The sequence below is a fragment of the Pseudomonas sp. TH07 genome (genome assembly GCF_016651285.1).
In the GTDB taxonomy this organism is placed as follows: Bacteria; Pseudomonadota; Gammaproteobacteria; order Pseudomonadales; family Pseudomonadaceae; genus Aquipseudomonas.
Map to the genome: position 1 here is coordinate 5,758,318 of NZ_JAEKED010000001.1, position 23,038 is coordinate 5,781,355.

A 23,038-nucleotide genomic window follows, 5' to 3' on the forward strand; every position below is an offset into this window, starting at 1 on the left:
CCTGTCCCTCGACATCAGCCAACATCAACCTCGCCCCACAGCGGCAAAAGGTCCGTCAGAGACCCGCAGGATGTTCCCGTTTTTGGCGTCTAGCCCCACTGCCCCGAGATATACGAACTAAAAACCATCGTTCCGGGAGTGCTCAATGATCAAGTCTTTCGTCTCGCGCTGCATGCGTCCCCTGGTCTTCACCGCTATCGCCGCCGGCGTTGCCAGCGGTGCCCAGGCCGGCACCCTGTCCATCGGCCATACCACCTGGGTCGGCTACGGCACCCTGTACCTGGCCAAGGACCTGGGTTACTTCAAGGAAGGCGGGCTTACCGTCGACCTGCCGACCATCGAGGAAGCCTCGATGTACATGGCGGCCCAGGCCTCTGGCAAGTTGTCCGGCTCGGCTTCGACTCTGGATGAGATTCTCAAGTACCGACCGCAGTTCTGCTTCAAGGCTGTGGCCGCCCTGGATGAAAGCCATGGTGGCGATGGCGTGCTGGTGGGCAAGGAAGTCAACCGCCTGCAAGACCTCAAGGGCCAGTCGGTGGCGGTCAACGAGGGTTCGGTGTCGCAGTTCTGGCTCAATTACCTGCTGAAAAACGCCGGCATGAAAATGAGCGACCTGAACATCCAGAACATGACCGCCGACGACGCCGCCACCGCCTTTATTTCCGGGCGCGTGCCGGCCGCCGTGACCTGGGAGCCGCACCTGACCACCGTGCGCAACAAGCAACAGGGCAAGGTGCTGGTGGACAGCAGCAGTACCCCAGGGGTGATCGTCGATGTGGTGGCCCTGAGCTGCGACGTGATCGACAAGCAGCCGGACGACATCAAGGCCTTGGTGGCCGGCCTGTACAAGGCCGTGAAGTACACCCAGGAGCACCCGAAGGAGGCCTACGCGATCATGGCCAAGGGCGTCGGCGGCTACCTGGCAGACCCGGCCGAACTGGAAGCCGCGGCCAAGGGCGTGCGCTTCTACGACCAGGCCATGAGCGAGAAGCTGCTGGGCAGCAATGGCAGCACCGGCGAGGCGGCCACGGTGATCAAACTGGCCAATGAAACCGCCAGCGAGCTGCAGGGTAAAGCCTTCAACGTCAGCTACAGCGACCTGATCGACAACCGCTTTATCAGCCCGAAATAGGAGCTCGCCATGTCCAAGCGCAATTCGTGGCTGAACCGCTGCCTGACGCCCAAGACCGGCTTGCCGATCCAGGTGGTCTGGAGCGCCAGCGCCCTGGCCTGGGGCCTGCTGATCGGCTTGTGGGCGTTTCTGTCCTACGGCGGCGTGGTGCCGGCGATGTTCCTGCCGACCCCGGGGGCGGTGTTCGACGCCGCCCTGCGCCTGGCCCGCGACGGCACCCTGGGGCCCCATGTCTGGGCCAGCGTCGAGGTGGTGATGATCGGCTTCGTGATCTCATCCCTGGTGGCAGTGCCCATCGGTCTGCTGATGGGCAGCTTCCGGGTGGTGCAGGCGTTTCTCGAACCGCTGGTGAACTTTATCCGCTACCTGCCGGTGACGTCGTTCGTGCCGCTGTTCATCCTGTGGATCGGCATCGGCCTGGAGCAGCGGGTGTCGATCATTATTTTCGGCGTGTTCTTCCAGCAGTTGGTGATGATCGCCGACGTGTCCAAGGGCATTTCCAAGGACCTGATCAACGCCTCCTACACCCTGGGCTCGAGCCGCGCCGACGCGGTGCTGCACGTGATCGCCCCGGCCTCGCTGCCGGGGGTACTCGACACTTTGCGCGTGACCATGGGCTGGGCCTGGACCTACCTGGTGGTGGCCGAACTGGTGGCCGCCTCCAGCGGCCTGGGCTACCTCAGCCTCAAAGCCATGCGCGGGTTCCAGGTCGACGTGATTTTCCTGGCGATCGCCGTGATCGGCCTGCTGGGCCTGATCACCGATCAACTGTTCAGATTCCTCCGTTTGAAGGTGGCCGCATGGGCTCAGTAACCGCAACTTCTCCCACCCAACTCACCCAGGCCCGCATCGCCCCGCAGCCGGCGCCGCAACTGCGGGTGGATCAGGTCACCCTGCAATACAAGACCCCGTCGGGCAGCACCTTCACCGCCCTGGAGCAGGTGTCGTTCGAGGTGCCGGACCAGCAATTTGCGGTCCTGGTCGGCCCCTCGGGCTGCGGCAAGTCGAGCCTGCTGTACCTGACGGCGGGCCTGGCCGAGCCGACTTCGGGCGAGATCTATGTCGGTGGCCAGCAGGTGGATGGGCCCGGTGCCGATCGCGGCATGGTGTTCCAGGGCTACACCCTGTTTCCATGGCTGACGGTGCGCAAGAACATCGAGTTCGGCCTCAAGCGCCGTGGCGTGCCGGCGGCGGAGCGCAAGGAGATCGTCGAGCACTACCTGAATGAAGTCGGCCTGCTGCGCTTTGCCGATAACTATTCCAAGCAACTTTCGGGGGGGATGATGCAACGCGTGGCCATCGCCCGGGCCCTGGCCAACGACCCGCAGATCCTGCTGATGGACGAACCCTTCGGCGCCCTCGACAGCCAGACCCGGTTGCAGATGCAGCAACTGCTGCTCAAGGTCTGGGAGCACAGCAAGAAAACCGTGCTGTTCGTGACCCACGATATCGACGAGGCGATCCTGCTCGGCGACCGGATCTTCGTCATGGGCGCACGCCCGGGGCGGATCAAGGAGGTGCTCGACGTGCCCATCGGCCGCCCGCGCAACCTGGACATGGTCATGGACCCGGACTTTATCCGCATGAAGCGCAACATCTTCCACCTGCTGCACGACTGGCCCGAGGACGATCACTAGCCGCGCGGCAGCAGCCACCCTGATGGCTGCCGGCCGAGGCCCGGCACGGGTCGCCTAGTCGACCGATAAAGGCGGCAGCGATGCCAGGATCTGGGTCCGGCACACTGCCAGGATCTCATCGGCCAGTGGCGAGTCATCCGGGCACGCCCGGGACAGCACCAGGGCGCCGACCGCATGGGCCACCCGGCTGATGATGGCGGCGCGCAGCTGCTGGCCTGTTTCATCCTTGGCCCCCTCCCCGGGCTCAAGGGCGGCCAGCAGGTTTTCAATACCGCTGGCGAAGGTGGCCTTGATCTCCTCCGGCTGCCGCGCCGCGTCACCGCACAGCGCCGCCATGGTGCAGCCCACTCCCCGGCCATCGCGATGTTCACGGGACAGGTAACGCGTGATGAACTCGCTGATATCGACCTGGGCGCGGTTTTCCAGGCTCTGGGAAAACCCGCACGCGGCCGCTTCGGCCATCAGGTCGGCCTTGGAAGCGAAGTGCTTGTAGAACCCGCCATGGGTGAAGCCGGCGGCGGCCATCAGGTCCGCCACGCTCACGCCGTCATACCCCCGTTCCCGAAACAGCACCGACGCCGTCTCGACGATGTGCGCCCGGTTAGCCTGTGCCTGCGCCTTGGTGACCCTCATAGCTGGATGCCTCGTTGCTCGTCAGGCGCACACTATACATTGATGTCGATCATCATCAAAACCATTGACGATTAAGATTATGATCATCATCATAAAGTCCGGCGCGGCATTTCGCGCCTTACGGCTTGCCCCCCTTTTTGATCCAGAGAGCATTTCCATGACCACTCTTTCGACTGTTCTGATTACTGGCGCGTCCTCCGGCATCGGCGCCACCTACGCCGAGCGTTTTGCCCGTCGCGGCCACGACCTGGTGCTGGTGGCCCGCGACCAGGCACGCCTGGACACCCTCGCCAGCCGCCTGCGGCGCGAACACGGGATCGCCGTCGATGTGTTGCAGGCCGACCTGACCCAGACCAGCGACCTGATCAAGGTCGAGGCGCGCCTGCGCGATGACCGCAAAATCGGCATTCTGATCAACAACGCCGGGGCCGCGCAGTCCGGCAGTTTTATCGACCAGACCCCGGACGCGGTGGCGCAGATCGTGACCCTGAACACCACCGCCCTGGTGCGGCTGGCCAGCGCGATCGCCCCGCGCCTGGCAGAGGCCGGTGACGGCGCCATCGTCAATATCGGCTCGGTGGTCGGCCTGGCGCCGGAACTGGGGATGACGGTCTACGGCGCGACCAAGGCCTTCGTGCTGTTCCTGTCCCAGGGGCTGACCCTGGAGCTGGCCCCCAAGGGGGTCTATATCCAGGCCGTGTTGCCTGCCGCCACGCGCACCGAGATCTGGGAACGTTCCGGCATCGATATCAACACCCTGCCCGAGGTCATGGACGTCGGTGAACTGGTGGATGCGGCCCTGGTCGGCTTCGATCGCCGCGAACCGGTGACCATCCCGCCACTGCATGAAGTGTCGCGCTGGGACAACCTGCAGGCCGCGCGCCAGGTGCTGCTGACCGACATCCGCCAGAGCCGCGCCGCCGAGCGCTATCGCAGCGCGTCCTGAGCCCGCGCCCACCTGAGCATGCCCGACCATCCGCTGACGCCGATCCGCGCGCCAGCGTTGGGCACCGCTCTCCTGAGAGGCTGTGTATGCAAGCATTTTTTATCGAGCGTTACGGCCAGGACACCGGGCGGCTGGGCCAGGTGCCCGAGCCGCAGGTGCAAGCCCATGAGGTCCTGGTCCAGGTGCATGCCAGCAGCGTCAACCTGCTGGATGCCAAGATCGCCAAAGGCGAATTCAAATTGATCCTGCCGTACCACCTGCCCCTGGTTTTGGGCAATGACCTGGCCGGCGTGGTGCTGCGGGTGGGCACTGAGGTCCGGCGCTTCAAGCCGGGGGACGAGGTCTACGGGCGCCCTCCCCAGGCACGTATCGGCACCTTTGCCGAGCGGATTGCCGTGGCCGAGGAGGCCCTGGCGCTGAAGCCGTCCAACCTCGACATGGAGCACGCCGCGTCCGTTCCCCTGGTCGGCCTGACGGCATGGCAGGTGCTGGTGGAAACCGCCCAGCTCAAGCCGGGGCAAAAGGTACTGATCCACGCCGGCTCCGGCGGTGTGGGGACCTTCGCCATCCAGCTCGCCAAGCACCTGGGGGCCTTCGTCGCGACGACCACCAGCAGCGCCAATGTCGAGTGGGTGAAGGCCCTGGGGGCGGACCTGGTCATCGACTACACGCGCCAATCCTTCGACAGCCTGTTGCACGGCTACGACCTGGTGCTCAACAGCCTGGACAGCGCGACCCTGGCGCGTTCGCTCAAGGTGCTCAAGCCCGGCGGCCTGCTGGTGTCGATTTCCGGCCCGCCCACCGCCGACTTTGCCCGGGAGCAGCGTCTGTCCTGGGGGCTGAAGCAGGTCATGGGCCTGCTCAGTCATGGCATCCGCCGCAAGGCACGCCAGGCGGGTGTGCACTACCGTTTCGTGTTCATGCGCGCCAGCGGCGAACAACTGGGTGAACTGAGCCGACTGATCGAGGCCGGTGCGACCCAGCCGGTGATCGATCGCAGCTACCCGCTGGCCTCCACCGCCGAGGCCCTGAAGTACGTCGCACAGGGGCGCGCCAAAGGCAAGGTGGTCATCAAGCTCTGAAGCTGCAAGCCGCAAGCTTGCGGCTTAGGCGCTTGACGCTGCCGTCCCTCAATGGTCAGATGCGCGCCAGTTTCAGGTGTCCGCAGCCGTCGTGCTGCGGGTGAAACGGGAAGCCGGTAGGCCCTTTGGGCGAGTCCGGCGCTGCCCCCGCAACGGTATGCGAGCGAAACATTCACACAGCCACTGTGCCTGGGCATGGGAAGGCGAATGTTTCATGCCCCTCGCGAGCCCGGAGACCGGCCTGATCCCTACATGGCAATCCGCGGTGGGCGGGTGCAGGCCTTGGCGTGCGCATGCTGTCCCCTGCCCGCCACTTTCTGCTTCAGCTCCCGCGGGTGGCCCGACCTGGCTCAACCCGGCGCTTTCCGATGACGCTTTGCACCCCGCCCCGCCCTGCTCCCTTTGTCTGGCCCGACCACGAAGCGGCGTTTTATGCCGAGCATCTGGCCGCCTCCAACTATGTCGAACGTGTCGGTGGCTGCCTGCTGCAACTGCTCGGCCCGCAGCGGCAACTGCTGGATATCGGCGCCGGTTCGGGGATCCTTGGGCGGCATCTGCTGGCCCCCGATGGGCAGTGGACCGTGGTCGAGCCCAACGCCTATATGGGTCGCTGCATCGAGCGCCTGGCGGCCCGTGAACCGGCCGTGAGCCTGAGCCTGCACCCGGGCCTCTGGCAAGACATCGGCGACCTGGGCCTGGCGCCGACACAGACCGTGCTCTGCGCCAACATCCCGGTCAGCGACGGCCAGGCCCAGGCCTTTCTCGAGCGGGTGCGGCCCCTGGCCAGCGGCACCCTGGTGTGGAACCTGCCGGCCCAGGAGGGCCCGCGCACCTATTGCCTCTCGGGGTTCCTGCCGCCGCAACTGCACCGCAGCGACATGACCCCGGGCTATCAACTGACCCTGGCCGAGCTGCCGGCCAGCGCCCGGCCCGACGAGATTCACTTCACCGACTGGGCGTTCAGCACGTTGTTCGCCACCCCCGAAGCAGCCCTGATGCATTTCAGGGAGAAGCTCGGCGCCCTCGATGGCGCGGCGCTGGGGCTGCTTGAACGGCATTTGCAGGATCACCTGCAACCGGCCCCGGGGGGCTGGCTGGCCAGCGCCCCGAAACGCGCCGCCAGCTTGCTCTGGCACGCGTGAACTCTCCCATAAGAACCTGCCTGCGGACCTTCCCCATGCCTAGCCTGCGCCACACCTTCGCCCTGCCCCTGCTGCTGGGCACCAGCCTCGCCACCCAGGCCGCCGACAAAACGTCGGTGCTGCAGATGGACACGACCCTGGTCAGCGCACCCCGGGCCGGCGAGTCGCTCAAGGACGCCACCAGCACCGTGCAGGTGATCGACAGCGAGCAGATCGAACGCTCCTCGGCGCGCAACCTGACCGACCTGCTGGCGGAAAACGCGGTGGGCTTTTTCAGTGAATGGACCCCGGGCCAGACCTCGATCAACATCCGTGGCGGCAATACCGATGGCCAGGGCCGGGACTTTCGCAGCCAGGTAACGGTGCTGGTCAACGGGCGCCGGGCCGGCACGGCGAATATTTCCAAGCTGTCGCCGGCCCAGGTCGCGCGCATTGAAGTGATCCGTGGCCCGGCCTCGGTGATCTATGGCAGCCAGGCCATCGGTGGCGTGATCAACATCATCACCCGCAATGGCCGCAACACCGAAGGCGGTGGCGCGACCCTGCAGGGCGGCTCCTGGGGCCTGGCCCAGGGCAGCCTGTTCCAGAGCGGCGTGTCCGGGCCGCTGGATTACTACCTGGGTCTGGACAGCGGCCGGCGCGGTGACTATCAGAGCCGGGACGGCACCCAGGAAAACACCTCGTGGAAGCGTCGGGGCGGGTTGTTGGCCCTGGGCTATGACCTGTCCGATGACCAGCGCCTGGACCTGACTCTGCGCTCGGACGGTATCTACGACGCGGGCTTTCGCGGTTCGCAATGGGACTACAACAACTACGACAACCGCTATAACCAGTCCCTGGAAGCCAACTGGACCGCCAAGCCGACCAACTGGCTGAACTGGGCGGCCCAGGTCTACGCCCTGCGTGATGTCGACGACCTGCACTGGGGTTCGGAGCGCCAGGGCAACGGCAGCCCCGGGTTCAGCAAGGACCATATCGAGCGCCGCCTGGACGCCTATGGCCTGAAGCTGACGCCGCAGTTCCTGCTGGGCCCCGGCACCGACCTGCTGCTGGGCCTGGACCTGGAAAAAAGCACACTGCGCAATGATCGTTTCCGCGTGGCCATGAACGGCTCCACCAGCAGCCAGGTGGCACCCTACGACATCAACTCCGATGACCTCAGCGCCGCGCTGTACGCCGAGCTGATCCAGCGCCTGATGGACGACCGCCTGACCCTGCGCGCCGGTTCGCGCTACAGCTATGGCCGCTCGAGCACGGTCAAGACCGACTACATGCCGACCCTCGAAGAACAGACCCGCAGCTTCGATGAGGTCACCTACAGCCTCGGCGCAGCCTTCGAGGCCATGCCCGGGGTCAAGCTGCGGGCCGGGGTTTCCACCGGTTTCCGCGCACCGCTGGCAGGCGAGCTGGCGGCCGACTTCACCACCACCAGCGGCAGCCAGACCCTGGGCAATGCCGACCTCAAGCCCGAGACCAGCCTGCAATACGAAACCGGCATCACCCTGACCAGCCGCCACCAGTTCTTCGACCTGGCGCTGTTCCAGAACCGGATCCAGGACCGCATCACCAGCCGCCCCCTGGGCGGCAATGTCAGCCAGTACGTGAACGGCGACGGCGACGCGGTGATCCGTGGCCTTGAAGCGCAATGGCAATACGACCTGGCCCGCGCATTGGCCCTGGGTGACGAGCGCATCCTGCGCCTCAACAGCAACGCCAACTGGAACTTCGACATGGACGACAAGGGCGCCGCCAGCACCCTGACCGGCCCGCACCGCGACCAGATCCAGCGCATGTACCAATACCAGGCCAGCCTTGGCCTGACCTACGGCCGCGAGCGTGACTGGGACCTGGGGCTGAACGGGATCCTGCGCGGCCCGGTGTACTACCGCACCGAAGAGCGGCTGCTGAACCCGGATGCCAACTACGTGTACCGCAAGGCGCCGTTCTGGGTCTTCAACCTGCGCGGCAACTACACCCTGAGCCAGCAGCTGAGCCTGTTCGGCGGGGTCAACAACCTGTTCGACATCGACCGCAGCAGCCTGTTTATCGCCACCGGCAATGACTCACCGCTGGCCGATCCGCGCGCCTCCAACGGTGGCCTGGGCAACAGCAACCCGGGGCGCGAGCTGTACCTCGGCGCGCGCTACCGGTTTTAAGCCGGGTGCGCTGGCTACTGCTGTTGTGCCTTTTGGCAAGCCCTGGCGTGCGTGCGGATGAGGGCTTCCCCCGGACCCTGGTCGACTCCCTGGGACGCTCGGTGGAGATCCGGCACAAGCCGCAGCGCATCGTCGCGATCTTCGCCAGCAACGTCGAGATGCTGGCGGCGATCGGTGCCGGCGATGCCATCGTCGGGGTCGAGGCATGGACCCGCTACCCCGCCGACATCGCCGCCCGGGCCAAGGTCGGTGGGCGCCTGGGGTTTTCCGTGGAAGCCATTGCCCGGCTGCGCGCCGACCTGGTGATCATGACCCCGGCGCGGCAGGCCGCGACCCTGGTCGATCCCTTGCAGCGCATCGGCATTCCGGCCCTGGTGCTCAACCACCGCGACCTGGTCGCGGTGCAGGCCAACATCCGCCTGCTGGGCCAGGCCACCGGCCATGAAAGCGGCGCCGAACAGCTGATCGAGCACATGCAGGCACGCCTCGCGGCGGTCCAGGCGCGCCTGGCCGGGCAGCCGCCGGTGGCGGTGTACCTGGAGACCGGCAGTAACGATCGCGGCAGCTACCTGACCCTGCGCGGGCACAACTACACCAGCGACATCCTCCGCCTGGCAGGCGGGCGCAACCTGTTCGCCGACAGCCGCCTGAGCCAGGTCGGCGGCGAGTCGGTGTACCACGCCAACCCCACTCGGATCATCGTCGCCGGCAGCCCGCAACAGGCCGCCAGCCTGGGATCGCGCCCCGGCTGGCAGAGCATTGCCGCAGTGGCCGAGGGTCGGGTCGACAGCCTGCCCAGCGCCCTGCTGCTGATCCCCGGCCCGCGGGTGGTTGAAGGCGTCGAGCAACTGGCGGCGCTGCTGCACCCTGAGCTGTTTCCCAAGCCCCTGAGCGAGATTACGCCATGACCCGGGCCGCCCGCCGCGTCGACCGCCGCTACCGCCTGCTGTGCCTGACGCCGATCCCGGCGATCCTGATTGCCCTGTGGCTGGGCGCCGAACTGACCCACTGGAGCGACGCCGTGGCGCTGTGGCACGGCAGCGATTCGCCCTTTGCCCAACTGCTGCTGACCTGGCGCCTGCCGCGGGTGCTGGCGGCTTTTTGCGTCGGTGCCTGCCTGGGCCTGGCCGGGGTGATTTTCCAGGGCGTGTTTCGCAATCCCCTGGCCGAGCCCTACCTGCTTGGCAGCGCCCCGGGGGCGGCGGTGGGGGCGGCCATTGCGCTGCTGGTGCCGCTGCCGCTGGCATTGGCCCTGAGCCTGCCACTGCTGGCTTTTGCCGGAGCCTGGGGCGCGACCTTGTTGGTGCTGCTGATCACCCGCCTGACGCGGATCAACGACACCAGCGGCCTGCTGCTGGCCGGCATCGCCGTTGCCGCCCTGCTCGGCGCCGTGCGCAGCTTGCTGCTGCTGGCGCTGTCGGATGAAACGGTCAACCTGCAAGTGGTGCTGAGCTGGACCCTGGGCGGCATCCACACCCCGGACTTCGCCGCACTCGGCCTGCTGGGCCTGCTCACCCTCCTCGCGCTACTGGCGGCCCGGCGCCTGGCCCATGGCCTGGACCTGCTGGGGTTCGGCGATCAGGTGGCCTACAGCATGGGTCTGCGGCCCCGGCGCTTTATCAACCTGGCGCTGTTGCTGGCGGCGGCGATCACCGCGCTGGCGGTGTCCTGGGGCGGGCTGGTGGGGTTTGTCGGGCTGGTCGCGCCCCATGCCGTGCGTTGGCTGCTGGGCCCGACCCACCAGCGCCTGATCGTGGCCAGTGCCCTGGTCAGCGGCGCCCTGCTGGCGTTGCTCGATGGCCTGGCCCGCAGCCTGCTGCCACCGGCGGAAATCCCCCTGGGGTTGCTGACCGCCCTGCTCGGCGCGCCGTTTTTCATTGTCTTGCTGACCCGCACGAGGCCTGCCCCATGAGCATCGCTCCCGTCCTCCAGGCCCGGGGCCTGTGTGTCGAACACGCCGGCCGAGCGGTGCTGCATGACTTCAACCTGGAGCTGCAACCCGGCGAGCTGCTGGTGCTGGTCGGTCCCAACGGCTCGGGCAAAAGCAGCGCCCTGCGCGCCCTGGCCGGGGTGCAGCCGACCAGCGCCGGACAGGTGCAGTTGCAGCAACGGCCCCTTGCCGCCTGGCCCGCGGCGCAGCGTGCGCAACAGCTTGCTTACCTGCCCCAGGACTTTCGCAGCCAATGGGACCTGCAAGTGGCCGAGCTGCTGAGCCTGGGCGCCCGGCGCAACCCGGCGCTGCACGGCCAGCCGTTGCCCCGGGCGCTGATCCACTCCCTGGACATCCACCACCTGCTGCAGCGGCGGCTGTCCCAGCTGTCCGGCGGCGAGCGGGCACGAGCCGGGATCGGCTGGGCGCTGGCCGCCGACTCGCCCCTGCTGTTGGCCGACGAACCCACCGCCGCCCTGGACATCGCCCACCAACTGAGCCTGATGAACTACCTGCGCAGCCGCCTGGACCATTGCGCGCAACTGCTGGTGCTGCACGACCTGGGGCTGGCGATGCGCTTCGCCGACCGCATCGCGGTCCTGGCCGAAGGCCGCCTGCTGGGCACGGGCAGCCCCCAGGCAGTCCGGCAGGCCGGCTGGCTGGAACAGGCGTTCGGCCTGGGGTTCGCCTGGCATGACAGCCCCCATGGCCTATATCCGATTCCCCTGGGCGCCGCGCAATAGGCGGCACCCAGGCGCAATCAGCGGTGCTGGCGCGGCTGATATCGGCACAAGCCGAGCACGGCGATAAAACCGCCGCTGGACATCAGGGCGGCGCAAAGAAATATCGCGGAGTAGCCAAACCCCGTGGCCACCCAGCCCATCAACGGGCCGGCCACCCCGACCGCCAGGTCGAAGAATAACGAAAGCGCACTGAGGGCCGAATTGCGATTGGCCGCCGGGGTCCGGGCCAATGTCTCGACCCCCAGCCCCGGGTAGACCCACGACACGCCGATCCCGGTCAGCGCACCGCCGGCAATCGCCAGCCCGGGAGACGGCGCCAGCCATATCAGCAGCATGCCCAGGGTCTGCACCAGGAGGCAGCCGCCCACTACCTTGTAGCCCCTGAAACGCTGCAGGATGCCCGGGGTCAGCAAGCGGGCCAGGATAAAACCCACGCCGAAACTGCTTAAGCAATAGGCGGCATGTCCCCAGCCGCGACTGTCGAAATACAGCACGACAAAAGCCGTCAATCCACCAAAACCCAGGGAGCTGCACACCAGCACCAGGCCATTGGGCATGACGCTGAACAGCACCCGATAAAACGCCAGGCGCACGCCAGCCACCCGCGGCGGCGGACGCTTGCCCAGGGCCAGCAGCAGGAACACCAGCCCCAGCAGCACCGTGCACAGCCCGACACTGGCCAACCCGAACAGATTGCGCAGCAATACGCCCAGGGGCGCGCCGACCGCCGTGCCGCCATAGGCCGCGATGCCGTTCCAGGACAGCACCTGGGCGGCGCGCGGGGCGCCGCACAGGCCAATGGCCCACGTGGTACACGGGGTCGAGACCATGGCGGTGGAGGCTCCCAGCAGCACCCGCCCGGCCAGCAGCAGCGGGACGAACAGCCAGGAATGGTCATGCAGGACGATCGCCAGCGTCGTCAGGCTGCCGCTCACCATCAAGCCGCAGAAACCGCACGCCACCGAGAACCTGGGCCCCATTCGATCCGCCACGCCGCCGGCCAGCGGCCTCGCCAGCAGCGTGCCCAGGTACTGCACGCTGATCACCAGCCCGGCAAACACCGAGCCCAGGCCCAGGTCATTGAGGATGTAGCCAGGCAGGACCGCCAGGGGCAAGCCGTTGCAGACATAGGAAATAAAGTTGAAGCCAACGATCGACAGGACCAGGCCGTGCCCGGTCCGCGCCTTGACCCCGGCTGCCATGGGGGGGGCGCCCTGACTCATGTCGCGCCGTGCCTCATGCGCCCTGCTCCGTCGATCTGCGCCCAGGCCTCAGGCCTCTTTGGCCAGTTGGGTTTCAATGGCCTCGAGCAACCGAGGGTCATCCGCCGCGACATCCGGTGCGAAACGCGCCACGACCCGGCCCTGGCGGTCGATCAGGAACTTCTCGAAGTTCCACAGCACGTCCGTGGTGTTCTCGGACTCGATGCCATAGCCCTTGAGCCGCTCGCGGAACGGACCGTCGCCGATGGCCGCCGGTTGCGCGGCGGTCAGCCCGGCGTAGAGCGGATGACGGTCCGCGCCCAGCACCGAGAGCTTGGAAAACAGCGGGAAGTGCACGTCGTAGTTCAGGGAGCAGAACTCGACGATTTCAGCGTCGCTGCCCGGCTCCTGCTCCTTGAAGTTGTTGGCGGGAAAGCCCAGCACTTCCAGGCCCTGGGCCCGTTTAGCCTGGTAAAGCTGCTCCAGGCCGGCATATTGCGGGGTCAGGCCGCATTTGGATGCCACATTGACCACCAGCAGGACCTTGCCCCGGTACTGGCCAAGGTTGCTCGGGCTGCCATCGATCTGCTTCAACGGGATGTCGTAAAGGGAATCAGTCATCTGTGTGCCTCTTGCTGGGATCGTCAAAGGGTACGGCCAATGATTTCTTTCATGATTTCCGAGGTGCCGCCATAAATCCGCGCAACCCGCGCATCGACCCAGGCCCGGCTGATCTTGTACTCGCTCATGAACCCGTAACCGCCGTGCAGTTGCAGGAATTCGTCGAGCAGCTTGCCTTGCATTTCCGAGCCGAGCAATTTGGCCATGGCCGCCACATCCGCCGCCAGCTCGCCGCGCATGACCTTGGCCAGGCAGTCGTCGACAAACACCCGCAGCATGGTGAACTGCGCCTTGGCTTCGGCCAGCTTGAAACGGGTGTTCTGGAAGTCCAGTACCGGCTTGCCGAACACCTTGCGTTCGCGGGTGTAGTCGATGGTTTCGGCCAGCAGCGTCTCGATCGACTGCGCGGCGCGAATGGCGATGATCAGCCGCTCCCAGGCCAGTTGGTGAGTCAGGTACTTGAAGCCCTGCCCCTCTTCGCCCAGGCGGTTGCCCGCAGGCACCCGCACCTCATCGAAAAACAACTCGGCGGTGTCCTGCCCCTTGAGACCGATCTTGTCCAGCAGGCGGCCCTTGGAGAAACCCTGGCGGTCTTCTTCGATGCAGATCAGGGTCAGTTCCTTGGCGCTCAGGTCGAGCTTGGTCGCCGTCACCATCAGCCCGGCATTGCCGCCGTTGGTGATAAAGGTCTTCTGCCCGGAGACGAGGTAGTCCTCACCGTCGCGGCGCGCCAGGGTGCGCATCGAGCGCAGGTCGCTGCCAATGCCGGGTTCGCTCATGGCGATCACGCCGATCAGCTCGCCGCTGACCATGCGCGGAAGCCAGCGCTGCTTCTGCTTCTCGCTGCCATAGGCAACGATATAGGGCGCGACGATCTCGGAATGGGTGGTGAAGCCGACGGCCGTGGCATTGGCCCGGGCCAGCTCTTCAATCATCACCGCCGAGTGGCCGAAATCGCCGCCGGGGCCACCGTACTCTTCCGGCACGGTGGAACACAGCAAGCCCGTCTCCCCGGCCTTCAGCCAGACTTCCTTGGGCACGATGCCGTTCTTTTCCCACTCGTGCAGGTAGGGCACGATCTCGCGGTCGACAAAACGGCGCGCCTGATCGCGGAACATAGTGTGGTCTTCGCGGAAAACGCCACGCATCTTCAGTACTCCAGAATGTGACTCGGTAATGGCGCTGCTGCCTTAACGATCGAGGTAGTCGGGGCTGCGTTTCTCGACAAAGGCCGACACCGCCTCGTGATGGTCCTGGGTGTGATGGGCCAGGGACTGATAGGCCGCCGACAGCTCCAGCAAGGAGTCCAGGCGCATGTGCTGGCCCTCGCGCAGCAGGCGCTTGCACAGCCGCAGCGAATGCCCGGGGTTGCTGGCAATGCGCACCGCCAGCGAGCGCGCCTCGGCCATAAGCGTCTGGTGTGTGCACACCTGCTCCACCAGCCCCCATTCCAGGGCCTTGACCGCATTGATGGTGTCGCCGGTGAACGACATCAGGCTGGCCTTGGGGATACCGATGATGCGCGGCAGCAACCACGCCCCGCCGTCGCCGGGCACGATGCCCAGGCGCACGAAGCTTTCGGCGAACACCGCGGTGGTGGATGCCAGGCGGATGTCGCACATGCAGGCCAGATCCAGCCCGGCGCCAATCGCCGGGCCGTTGACCGCCGCAATCACCGGGATGTCCAGCTCGTAGATCGCCAGGGGAATGCGCTGGATGCCGTCGCGGTAGGTGTTGCGCAGCTCATAGGGCGAGCCGGCAAAGATCCCGCCGCGCTCGTGCATGTCCTTGACGTTGCCCCCGGCGCAAAACGCGCTGCCATTGCCGGTCAGCACCATGACCCGCACCGACTGGTCGCGGCGCAGCTCGGCGCAGAGGTCGACAAACTCCTGGATCTGCTCGGGCGTGGTCAGGGCGTTGCGGGTGTCGGGGTGGTTCATGCGCACGGTGACGATCCCGCCCTCGCGCTCGATCTGAAGAAACGCACTCATGCCGGATTACTCGCAAGGCTGGTGAGAGGGTGTTGGCCATGACCGGTCAGCAGCGGCCAGTAGCCATCGCCGCCGCCCTGGCACACCTGGGTCCCCAGGCGCTGGCTCCAGACGCTGGCGGAACCGAACTCGCTGCGCCAGGCCCATAAGCGGCGGGTCAGCAGGTGCAGTGGATACTCTTCGGTGAAACCAATGGCGCCGTGTACCGAATGGGCAATGCCGGCGCCCACTCCAGCGGCTTCGCCGGTGCTGATTTTCGCCACGGCAATGGTCAGCGCCGCCAGCCCGTCGACGGATTCGGCAAACGCAGCTTCGGCCGCGATCCCGGCAGCGGCCGCCTGCTCGGCAAACACCGCCAGTTGCTGCTGAATGGCCTGGAACGAACCGATGGCCTTGCCGAACTGCTGGCGTTCGCGGGCGTAGCCGGCGGTCATGTCCAGCAGCGCATGCAGGGCGCCGGCGATCTGCGCCGAACGCAGCATCGCCCCCGCCAGGTGCAGGACCTGGGCGTCGAGCCCGGCTGGCAACGGTGCCTGCGCCAACACCGGGGCACTGGTGAAACCCAGGTCATCCCGAGGTTCGCCGGCCACATTGAGGCTGAGCGTCAGCTCGCTGGCGCAGTCGCGTTGCAGCAACACCAGGTTCGGTGTGCCCGCCGGCGTATGGGCGATGGCGACCAGGGCATCGACATGACGCCCCCAAGGCACGGCATAGGCCGAGCCATAGACCCGCCCGTCGTCCAGCACCAGGTCGGCGCTGGCGGCGATGCTCAATGCCCCGGCCCGCCCCTCCAACCCGGCCCGGCTCAACAGCCAGTTGGCCAGCAGCGCCTCCCCAGCGGGGCCGGTACCGCATGGCGGCCCGCAGCGCGCACCATGACGTACATGTCCGCCCAACTGGCCTGCGCCCCGCCCTGCGCCTCGCTGACTCCGGCCAGGGTGAAGCCAGACTCGTCCAGAGCCGCCCACAGCCGGGTCGGCCATTCACCGCCGTCACAGCCCATCACCTGCGCCGGTGTCGCCAGGTCGGCAAACAGGCGTTCAATCGTCGCTTCAAATAGTTCGCGCATTATCGCAACCCCAAGCCACGGGCAATGATGCCGCGCAGAATTTCCCGAGTGCCGCCGCGCAATGAAAACGACGGCGCCATTTGCATCAGATAGGCCAGGACCCGGGCGTGCTCGTTGCCCCCGTCCTGCCGGGGTTCGGCTTCCAGCAGCAACTGGGCCACCTCGGGGATTTCCTGCTCGAAGGCATTGCCCAGGTCCTTGACGCAGGACGCCGCCCAGGCCGGGTGCTCGCCGGCAGCCAGTTGCGCGGTGACCGACAACGACAGGTTGCGCAAGGTCAGCAACTTGGCCGAGAGGCGGCCGATTTCCCGCGCCTGCAAGGCATCGGGGGTCTTGCCCAGCGCATCGATCAAGGTTTTCAGCAGAGCCATGCAACTGAGAAAACGCTCGGGCCCGCTGCGCTCGAACGCCAGTTCAGCGGTCACCTGGTCCCAGCCCTGGCCTTGCGTACCGATCAAGGCATCGGCGGGCAGGCGCACATTGTCGAAGAACACTTCGTTGAAGTGCTCGCCGCCGGCCAGGTCGCGGATCGGGCGAATGGTGATCCCGGGCAGGCTCAGGTCGACGATGAATTGCGACATGCCGTCGTGGCGGGCGGCAGTTTTTTCGCCGGTGCGCACCAGGGCGATCATGTACTGCGAATGGTGCGCATTGGTGGTCCAGACCTTCTGCCCGTTGAGCCGCCAGCTGTCGCCGTCACGCACTGCATTGCTCTTGATCGACGCCAGGTCGGAGCCGGAATTGGGCTCGCTCATGCCAATGCAGAAATAGCTTTCGCCGCGGCAGATAGCGGGCAGGTACTGCTGCTTTTGCGCCTCGGTGCCGAAGCGGTTGATCAACGGCCCGCTCTGGCGGTCGGCAATCCAGTGGGCCGAGACCGGCGCGCCGGCCGCCAACAACTCTTCAATGATCACGTAGCGGGCAAAGGGGCCGGCCGCCGCTCCGCCATAGGCTTCGGGCAACGCCATGCCGACCCAGCCCCGGGCCCCGAGTTTCTGGCTGAACCGGGCGTCAAAGCCCATCCACGATTCGGCGCGCAAGGTGGCCGGGTAATCGGCCAGTGTGTCCTGGATGAACGCCCGCACCTCTGCCCGCAACGCCTGGGCCTGCGGCGGAATACTGCTGTAGGAAAATTGACTGATGGCCATATGCGCTCTCTAACGCTGAACACAGGCGCAATCGCCTCGAACGAAGCGACCACAGAATGGCAACCGCACCCGCAACCGCCGTTGGCCGACGGCTGCGGGAACAGTGGCAGTTACAACGCGGTTTGCGCGTCCGCCTCGGCGAACATCGCATTGATGTCGCCTGAGGTGACGGGCTTGTTGTCATGGCGACCGTGGTCGGCGCCACCCAGGCCCAGGGCCGGCTCGGTGCTGACATGGGTCGCCTGGGCGCGCAATGCGGCCACTGTGCAGTTTTCCCGACCGTGGATGGAGAACGGGTCAAAGGAAAACTCACGCATCGCGTTCAGGTGGGTGACCTTGTCGATCATCTCTTTCGGCAGGTGCTGCAGCCCTTCCCAGGCGGTTTCCGGCGAGTTCGGCCAGGTGCAGTCCGAGTGCGGGTAATCGCTTTCCCAGGTGACCATGTCGGTGTTCAAGTACTTCAGGTTCTGCAGGCCGAAGTTATCTTCGATAAAGCAGGTGACGAAGTGCTTGTTGAAGATATCGCTGGGCATCTTTCCGTCGAAGTTGGAGTTGGTCCAGGCGTTGTGGTGGCGGTGGGTGAAGTCCGCACGTTCCAGCAGGTACGGGATCCAGCCGATGCCGCCTTCGGACAGGGCCATGCGCAGGTCGGGGAATTTCTTCCACATCGGCGCCCAGATCCAGTCCGCCGCAGAGTTGGCGATGGAGATCGGCATCGAAGTGATCCAGGCGTCGATCGGCGACATATCGGACGCGTGGTTGGCTTTGACACCGGTGCCGATATGGCAGCAGATCACCACCTTGTTGTCGCTGCAGGCCTTCCACAGCGGGTCCCAGTAGTCACTGTGGATCGACGGATAACCGTGAATCGCCGGGTTGTCCGACAGCGACAGCGCATGCACGCCCTGCCTGGCCAGGCGTTCCACTTCGGCCGCAGCGGCCTTCATGTCCCACCACGGCACGATCATCAGCGGAATGAAACGGCCCGGTGCCGCATTGCACCAGTCATGCAGGTGCCAATCGTTATAAGCCTGGATCGCCGCCATCGAAACATCACGGTCGGCATGGACCTGGAAGCGCTGACCGGCGAAGCCCGGGAAGGTGGGGAAGCACAATGAACCAAGCACGCCATTGGCGTTCATGTCGTCGACCCGGTCCTTGATATTCCAGGTGCCACGACGCATCTGATCGTAGCCCAGCGGCTCCATGCCGTACTCCTCCTTGGGTCGGCCGACCACAGAGTTCAGGCCCATGTAACCGGTGGCCTGCTCTTCGAACACCCATACATCGCGGTCGCCTTTCTTGACCACATGAGGCTCGCGCCCCTTGAAGCGCGCCGGCATATGGCGAGCAAAGGCATTAGGCGGCTCGATCGCGTGGTCATCGACGCTGACGAGAATCAGATCTTCAACTTTCATTGTTTTCCCCTTCGCATTCGGGCTTGTTGTTGTGCCTGGATCATAGTGCACATCCACCACTAATTAAACACTTTTTTTGTTTGTGTTCATATTAAATCAGAAGTGCAGCATGTGGGCGTGCAGGGTCAGGGCCGCGCAGGGGCTGGCGCCCGTCGCAGCCGAACCAGGTGGAAGTCGAGCGCGCGGGGTTCAGTCCCAGAGCACGTGCAGGTAATGCGGGCCACGCAGCTGCGCGCCGACGATCTGCGGTCCGGGCTTGCTCGGGTCGAGGCGGATGTTGGGCATCAGGTCGAGAATCGCATTCAGTGCGCAGTTGATCTCGGTCTTGGCCACAAACTGGCCGATGCACATGTGCGGCCCGAAACCGAAACCGAACGAGGGTTTGGCCTTGCGATCGATGTCGAAGGTGTCGGCATTCTCGAACGCCTCCTCATCGCGGTTGGCCGATGTGACGATGCACTGCACCATCGCCCCCTTGGGAATCGGCACGCCGCGAATCTCCAGGTCTTTGGCGGCCTGGCGCACCTTGAAGGTGGCCACCGGCTCGAAGCGCACGGCCTCGTCGATGGCCTTGCCCACCAGGCTGCGGTCGTTGCGCACCCGCTCCAGCACCTGCGGGTTCTGCAACAGCAGCGACATCAGGGTGCCAAAGGTGCGGGTCGTGGTTTCACTGGCAGCCGGCAACAGGGAACGGACAAAGGTGGCGATCTCATGGTCGTCCAGGGAGCGTCCCTGGTACTCGGCGCCAATCAGCCGGCTGATCAGGTCGTCGCCGCCGGCGCCGGCCGCCCGACGCTCGGCCACCACGTCCTTGACCACGTCATACAAGGCTTGGGCGGCGTGCATTGCCGCACCACGGGCGGCGGCGGCCTTTTCCGGGTCGACCTGGGGTCCGGCCAGAATCGCCAGGGCCCAGGCGGCGTACTGCTCGATCTGCTCGGGGCGGTCTTCGGGAAAGCCGATCAGCGAGTAAATGACCCGGATCGGAAAATACAGCGCGAAATCCATCAGGTCCGCGCCCTTGCTGGCCAGCATCGGCTTCAGGTATTCCTCGCGGATCACCCGGTCGATCTTGGTTTCCTTCCAGCGGTTGACCGTCTCCGGCATGAATATCGGTTGCAGCAGGTTGCGGATGTTCTTGTGGGCGTCACCGTCCATCGCGGTCAGGATCAGGCCATCGAAAAACGACCCCAGGCCCTCGGCGATAAAGCCGCTGGTGAAGGTGCCGGCATCACGCATCACAGCCATGACGTCATCGTATTTGAACAGGGTGAAGGTCGGTCGGTTCGCGTCCAGGCCGGCAATCGACGGCACACCCAGGCGGGCCATGAAATTGTCTTGCAGCACCGGTGAATGGGCGCGCATCTCGCGGTAGGTTGCGTGCAGGTCAATATCGCTGGTGCCGCGATAATTGCTGGCCACGTCGGTAAATACCTTGGCCAGGTCGCTCTGTGCCGGTGTGGACATGATCGTCTCCGTGATTATTGTCATTATTTTTTTATTCGACCTACAGAAACCCTGAGGTTTGCGGCTAATAGTAGGCCTTTAGCCAGATAACTGAACACTTTTTAATAAAACGATTAGCTATAGAGCTTGATTAGCCTCAGTAAGCCTGCTGCACCAGGGTCATGCGCCCACCCGCCAGCATCAGCGCGCAGTACAGCCCGAGCTCCACCACCTGCTCGGTGGAGAAAAACTCCCCGAGACGGGCGAAGTGTTCATCGCCAATGGCCAGGTAATCGCCGGCAAACAGCTCGGCATAAGTGAGCGCCGCGCGTTCGGCCGCCGTGAAGTGCTCGCTGTCCGTGGCCAGGCAGGCAAGGTCCTGCTCGGTGACCCGGTCGGACTTGCGCGCCACCTGACAGGCCTGGCACGTGGTGATGCTGGCGATTTTCAGGCGCACCAGCTCCCGCAGGCGCTCATCCAGCAGGCTGTCGTTGTGCAACACATCCATCAGCGCGAGCCAGGCCAGCGCAGCCCGGGGCCGATGGGCCCAGACCTGCACCGGCGTGGTGGAACTGAGCATGCGACTGCGACGGCCCTGCTCGACCGCGTCCTGCAACGCGGGCGTTAGGGCTTGCAGGGCAATCAGTGGCAAGCGCGCCACTTCAATCGAGCCGTTCGATGAGGGTCGCCGTGCCCATGCCGCCGGCACAGCAAATGGCTTGCAAGCCATAACGTGCCCCGCGCCGCTCAAGCTCGTTGAGCAGGCTGGTCATCAGCCGGGCGCCACTGGCGCCCAGGGGATGCCCCAGGGCAATCGCACCGCCATTGACGTTGAGCTTGTCGTGGGGCACGCCGGTTTCCTGCATCCAGGCCAGCGGTACGCAGGCGAACGCCTCGTTGACTTCAAACAGGTCGATGTCATTCAGGCTCAACCCCGCCTTGGCCAGGACCTTGCGCGTGGCAGCCATGGGCCCGGTGAGCATCAGCGTCGGGTCGGAGCCCACAGTGGTAAAGGCCACGATCCGCGCCCGCGCCTTGCAGCCGAGCCGTTTCGCGGTGTCGGCGCTCATCAGCAGCAGCGCCGCCGCCCCATCGGAGATCTGTGACGAGTTACCTGCGGTAATGCGCCCGTTATCCGGACGGAAACTGGTCTTGAGCGTCGACAGTTTTTCCCGCGAGGTATCGCGGCGAATGGTTTCATCGCCGCGCAACACCACGCCAGGCTCAGTCAGGTTTTTTTCCCGCAGCGCCTCCACCGCCACCGGCACGATTTCATTATCGAAATAACCCGCATCGGCTGCTGCCGCCGCGCGTTGGTGACTGGCGAAGGCGAAGTCATCCAGGGCATCGCGACTCAGTGACCAACGATCGACAATGCGCTCGGCGGCCTCGCCCTGGCTGGTCAATTCATAGCGCTGCGCGGCCATCCAGCCGAACGCCTCGCCATGAATCTCGCGATTGCTGCCCATGGGCACCCGGCTCATGCTCTCCGCGCCACCGGCCACCACCACATCGGCGGCGCCGGCAGCAATCGCGCCGACCGCCAGGTGCACCGCGACCTCGCCCGAACCGCACTTGCGGTCGATGGTCAGCCCGGGAATGGTCACCGGCCAGCCGGCACCGAGCAATGCGGTGCGGGCAATGTTGGCCGATTGCTCGCCAATCTGCGTGACACAGCCAAAGATCACGTCCTCGACCAGGGCCGGCGATACATCCACCCGCTCCAGCAGGCGACTGATCACCAGCGCCCCGAGGTGGTCGGCGCGCACCCCGGACAGGCTGCCACGGAACTTGCCGATGGGCGTGCGCAAGGCATCAACAATGACGATGTCTTTCATAGCGCACTCGCCTTGAGCCCCGAGCCCGGGACCTGCCTGCCCTCCTCATAGCGGTACACGCCGTGCCCGGTCTTGCGCCCGAGACGCCCGGCGGCAACCATCTTGATGATCAGCGGACAGGGGCGAAACTTCTCGCCCAGGGTCTGGTGCAGGTAGCGCAACACCGAAAGACGCGTGTCCCAGCCAGTCAGGTCGCCCAGTTCCAGCGGCCCCATCGGATGGTTGAAGCCCAGGCGCAGGGCGGTGTCGATGTCTTCGGCGGTGGCGGTGCCTTCCTGCAGCATCCACATCGCTTCATTGCCCAGGAGCGCAGACATGCGGCTGGTGGTCAGCCCTGGCGACTCATTGACGATGATCGAAGTCTTGCCGATCTGCTCGCACAGGGTGCGGGTCAGTGCCACCACCTCGTCGCTGGTGGCCAGGCCACGGACCAGCTCCACCAACTTCATCTTGTGCACCGGGTTGAAGAAGTGCATCCCGATCACTCGGTCCGCCGCGTCGACCGCCGCGGCAATCTCGGTCACGCTGAGGGCCGAAGTGTTGGTAGCGATAATCGCACCCGGCGCCAGCAGTGGCGCGGCCTGGCTGATCACCGCCTTCTTCACCGCCAGTTGTTCGGAAACGGTTTCCACCAGCCAGTGGGCACCGCTGGCGGCTTCACTCAAGTCACCACAGGTCAGCAGGTTGCCCAGGGAATCCCGGGCCTGCTCTTCACTGACCTTGCCCAGGCGCACGCCGTCGGCCAGGATTTTTTCGATACTGGCCCGGGCTTGGGTCAATGAGGCGGCATTGGTGTCGACCAGCAACGTACTGAACCCGGAGCTGGCGAACGCATGGGCAATACCGGTCCCCATCAAACCGGCACCGACGACCACTACTTTTTGTTTATTGGCGTTCATGTTTG

The 23,038-nt window shown here is 65.6% G+C and carries 21 protein-coding genes, 1 pseudogene and 1 riboswitch; of the genes and pseudogenes, 10 read left to right on the top strand and 12 right to left on the bottom strand.

All coding sequences use genetic code 11. The annotated features are described in order from the left end of the window. Positions 1 to 145 precede the first annotated feature (145 nt). The 3 genes from JFU57_RS26395 to JFU57_RS26405 are packed head-to-tail and all read left to right on the top strand — an operon-like array spanning position 146 to position 2,769. Positions 146 to 1,132, top strand: coding sequence for an ABC transporter substrate-binding protein (locus JFU57_RS26395; protein WP_201131316.1), 987 nt, complete (start codon positions 146 to 148; stop codon positions 1,130 to 1,132). 9 nt (positions 1,133 to 1,141) lie between these two features. Then, entirely contained in the window at positions 1,142 to 1,945 is an 804-nt protein-coding gene (locus JFU57_RS26400) for an ABC transporter permease (RefSeq protein WP_078468933.1), read from the top strand. Then, a complete protein-coding gene (locus JFU57_RS26405; protein ID WP_201131317.1) occupies positions 1,933 to 2,769 on the top strand; it encodes an ABC transporter ATP-binding protein in 837 nt (278 codons plus the stop codon). Before JFU57_RS26400 ends, JFU57_RS26405 begins: the two co-directional genes overlap by 13 nt. Before the next feature lie 54 nt (positions 2,770 to 2,823). Here the strand turns inward: JFU57_RS26405 and JFU57_RS26410 are convergent, their stop codons facing one another. Beyond that, complete coding sequence (locus tag JFU57_RS26410; protein ID WP_201131318.1) at positions 2,824 to 3,402, bottom strand: TetR/AcrR family transcriptional regulator; 579 nt, start codon at positions 3,400 to 3,402, stop codon at positions 2,824 to 2,826. 157 nt (positions 3,403 to 3,559) lie between these two features. Between JFU57_RS26410 and JFU57_RS26415 the strand changes: the two genes are divergently transcribed. The 7 genes from JFU57_RS26415 to JFU57_RS26445 all read left to right on the top strand — a co-directional run bounded on the left by JFU57_RS26415 (position 3,560) and on the right by JFU57_RS26445 (position 11,401). Beyond that, entirely contained in the window at positions 3,560 to 4,348 is a 789-nt protein-coding gene (locus tag JFU57_RS26415) for an SDR family NAD(P)-dependent oxidoreductase (protein WP_201131319.1), read from the top strand. Positions 4,349 to 4,434: 86 nt separating this feature from the next. After that, positions 4,435 to 5,430, top strand: a complete 996-nt coding sequence (locus JFU57_RS26420) for an NADP-dependent oxidoreductase (RefSeq protein ID WP_201131320.1) — start codon at positions 4,435 to 4,437, stop codon at positions 5,428 to 5,430. Positions 5,431 to 5,487: 57 nt separating this feature from the next. Beyond that, a riboswitch (cobalamin riboswitch) is annotated at positions 5,488 to 5,689 on the top strand. Positions 5,690 to 5,798: 109 nt separating this feature from the next. Continuing rightward, positions 5,799 to 6,572 carry a class I SAM-dependent methyltransferase gene (locus JFU57_RS26425; protein ID WP_201131321.1) on the top strand — a complete coding sequence of 258 codons (774 nt, stop codon included), beginning with the start codon at positions 5,799 to 5,801 and terminating at the stop codon, positions 6,570 to 6,572. A 35-nt stretch (positions 6,573 to 6,607) separates the two neighbouring features. Then, positions 6,608 to 8,728: a TonB-dependent receptor gene (locus JFU57_RS26430; RefSeq protein WP_201131322.1), complete on the top strand. Its 2,121-nt coding sequence runs from the start codon at positions 6,608 to 6,610 to the stop codon at positions 8,726 to 8,728. A 47-nt stretch (positions 8,729 to 8,775) separates the two neighbouring features. After that, positions 8,776 to 9,636, top strand: a complete 861-nt coding sequence (locus tag JFU57_RS26435; protein ID WP_201131323.1) for an ABC transporter substrate-binding protein — start codon at positions 8,776 to 8,778, stop codon at positions 9,634 to 9,636. After that, positions 9,633 to 10,640, top strand: a complete 1,008-nt coding sequence (locus JFU57_RS26440) for a FecCD family ABC transporter permease (protein ID WP_201131324.1) — start codon at positions 9,633 to 9,635, stop codon at positions 10,638 to 10,640. Before JFU57_RS26435 ends, JFU57_RS26440 begins: the two co-directional genes overlap by 4 nt. Then, positions 10,637 to 11,401, top strand: coding sequence for an ABC transporter ATP-binding protein (locus JFU57_RS26445; protein ID WP_201131325.1), 765 nt, complete (start codon positions 10,637 to 10,639; stop codon positions 11,399 to 11,401). The genes JFU57_RS26440 and JFU57_RS26445 overlap by 4 nt, the downstream gene beginning before the upstream one ends. A 17-nt stretch (positions 11,402 to 11,418) precedes the next feature. Here the strand turns inward: JFU57_RS26445 and JFU57_RS26450 are convergent, their stop codons facing one another. From JFU57_RS26450 to JFU57_RS26500, 11 genes and pseudogenes are all read right to left on the bottom strand, one after another. Continuing rightward, positions 11,419 to 12,624 carry an MFS transporter gene (locus JFU57_RS26450; RefSeq protein ID WP_242489770.1) on the bottom strand — a complete coding sequence of 402 codons (1,206 nt, stop codon included), beginning with the start codon at positions 12,622 to 12,624 and terminating at the stop codon, positions 11,419 to 11,421. A 48-nt stretch (positions 12,625 to 12,672) separates the two neighbouring features. Beyond that, on the bottom strand, positions 12,673 to 13,224 hold the full coding sequence (locus JFU57_RS26455; protein ID WP_201131326.1) for a glutathione peroxidase: 552 nt from the start codon (positions 13,222 to 13,224) through the stop codon (positions 12,673 to 12,675). 23 nt (positions 13,225 to 13,247) lie between these two features. Next, positions 13,248 to 14,372 (bottom strand): acyl-CoA dehydrogenase family protein, encoded by a 1,125-nt coding sequence (locus JFU57_RS26460; protein WP_201131327.1) that lies wholly within the window; start codon positions 14,370 to 14,372, stop codon positions 13,248 to 13,250. A 42-nt stretch (positions 14,373 to 14,414) separates the two neighbouring features. Further along, the gene (locus JFU57_RS26465) at positions 14,415 to 15,215 is read right to left on the bottom strand and encodes a crotonase/enoyl-CoA hydratase family protein (RefSeq protein WP_020296377.1); all 801 of its coding nucleotides are present in this window, start codon (positions 15,213 to 15,215) and stop codon (positions 14,415 to 14,417) included. Then, positions 15,212 to 16,284 (bottom strand): annotated as a pseudogene (locus JFU57_RS26470) (acyl-CoA dehydrogenase family protein). The gene JFU57_RS26465 and the pseudogene JFU57_RS26470 overlap by 4 nt, the downstream one beginning before the upstream one ends. Continuing rightward, positions 16,284 to 17,432 (bottom strand): acyl-CoA dehydrogenase family protein, encoded by a 1,149-nt coding sequence (locus JFU57_RS26475; protein ID WP_201131328.1) that lies wholly within the window; start codon positions 17,430 to 17,432, stop codon positions 16,284 to 16,286. Before JFU57_RS26475 ends, JFU57_RS26470 begins: the two are co-directional and overlap by 1 nt. A gap of 110 nt (positions 17,433 to 17,542) precedes the next feature. Continuing rightward, positions 17,543 to 18,850: an amidohydrolase family protein gene (locus tag JFU57_RS26480; protein WP_201131329.1), complete on the bottom strand. Its 1,308-nt coding sequence runs from the start codon at positions 18,848 to 18,850 to the stop codon at positions 17,543 to 17,545. A gap of 189 nt (positions 18,851 to 19,039) precedes the next feature. Beyond that, positions 19,040 to 20,317 (bottom strand): cytochrome P450, encoded by a 1,278-nt coding sequence (locus JFU57_RS26485; RefSeq protein WP_201131330.1) that lies wholly within the window; start codon positions 20,315 to 20,317, stop codon positions 19,040 to 19,042. 136 nt (positions 20,318 to 20,453) lie between these two features. Next, on the bottom strand, positions 20,454 to 20,957 hold the full coding sequence (locus JFU57_RS26490) for a carboxymuconolactone decarboxylase family protein (protein ID WP_201131331.1): 504 nt from the start codon (positions 20,955 to 20,957) through the stop codon (positions 20,454 to 20,456). Between the two features lies 1 nt (position 20,958). Further along, the gene (locus JFU57_RS26495) at positions 20,959 to 22,134 is read right to left on the bottom strand and encodes a thiolase family protein (RefSeq protein WP_201131332.1); all 1,176 of its coding nucleotides are present in this window, start codon (positions 22,132 to 22,134) and stop codon (positions 20,959 to 20,961) included. Further along, the gene (locus JFU57_RS26500; protein ID WP_201131333.1) at positions 22,131 to 23,033 is read right to left on the bottom strand and encodes a 3-hydroxyacyl-CoA dehydrogenase; all 903 of its coding nucleotides are present in this window, start codon (positions 23,031 to 23,033) and stop codon (positions 22,131 to 22,133) included. The genes JFU57_RS26495 and JFU57_RS26500 overlap by 4 nt, the downstream gene beginning before the upstream one ends. Positions 23,034 to 23,038 lie beyond the last annotated feature (5 nt).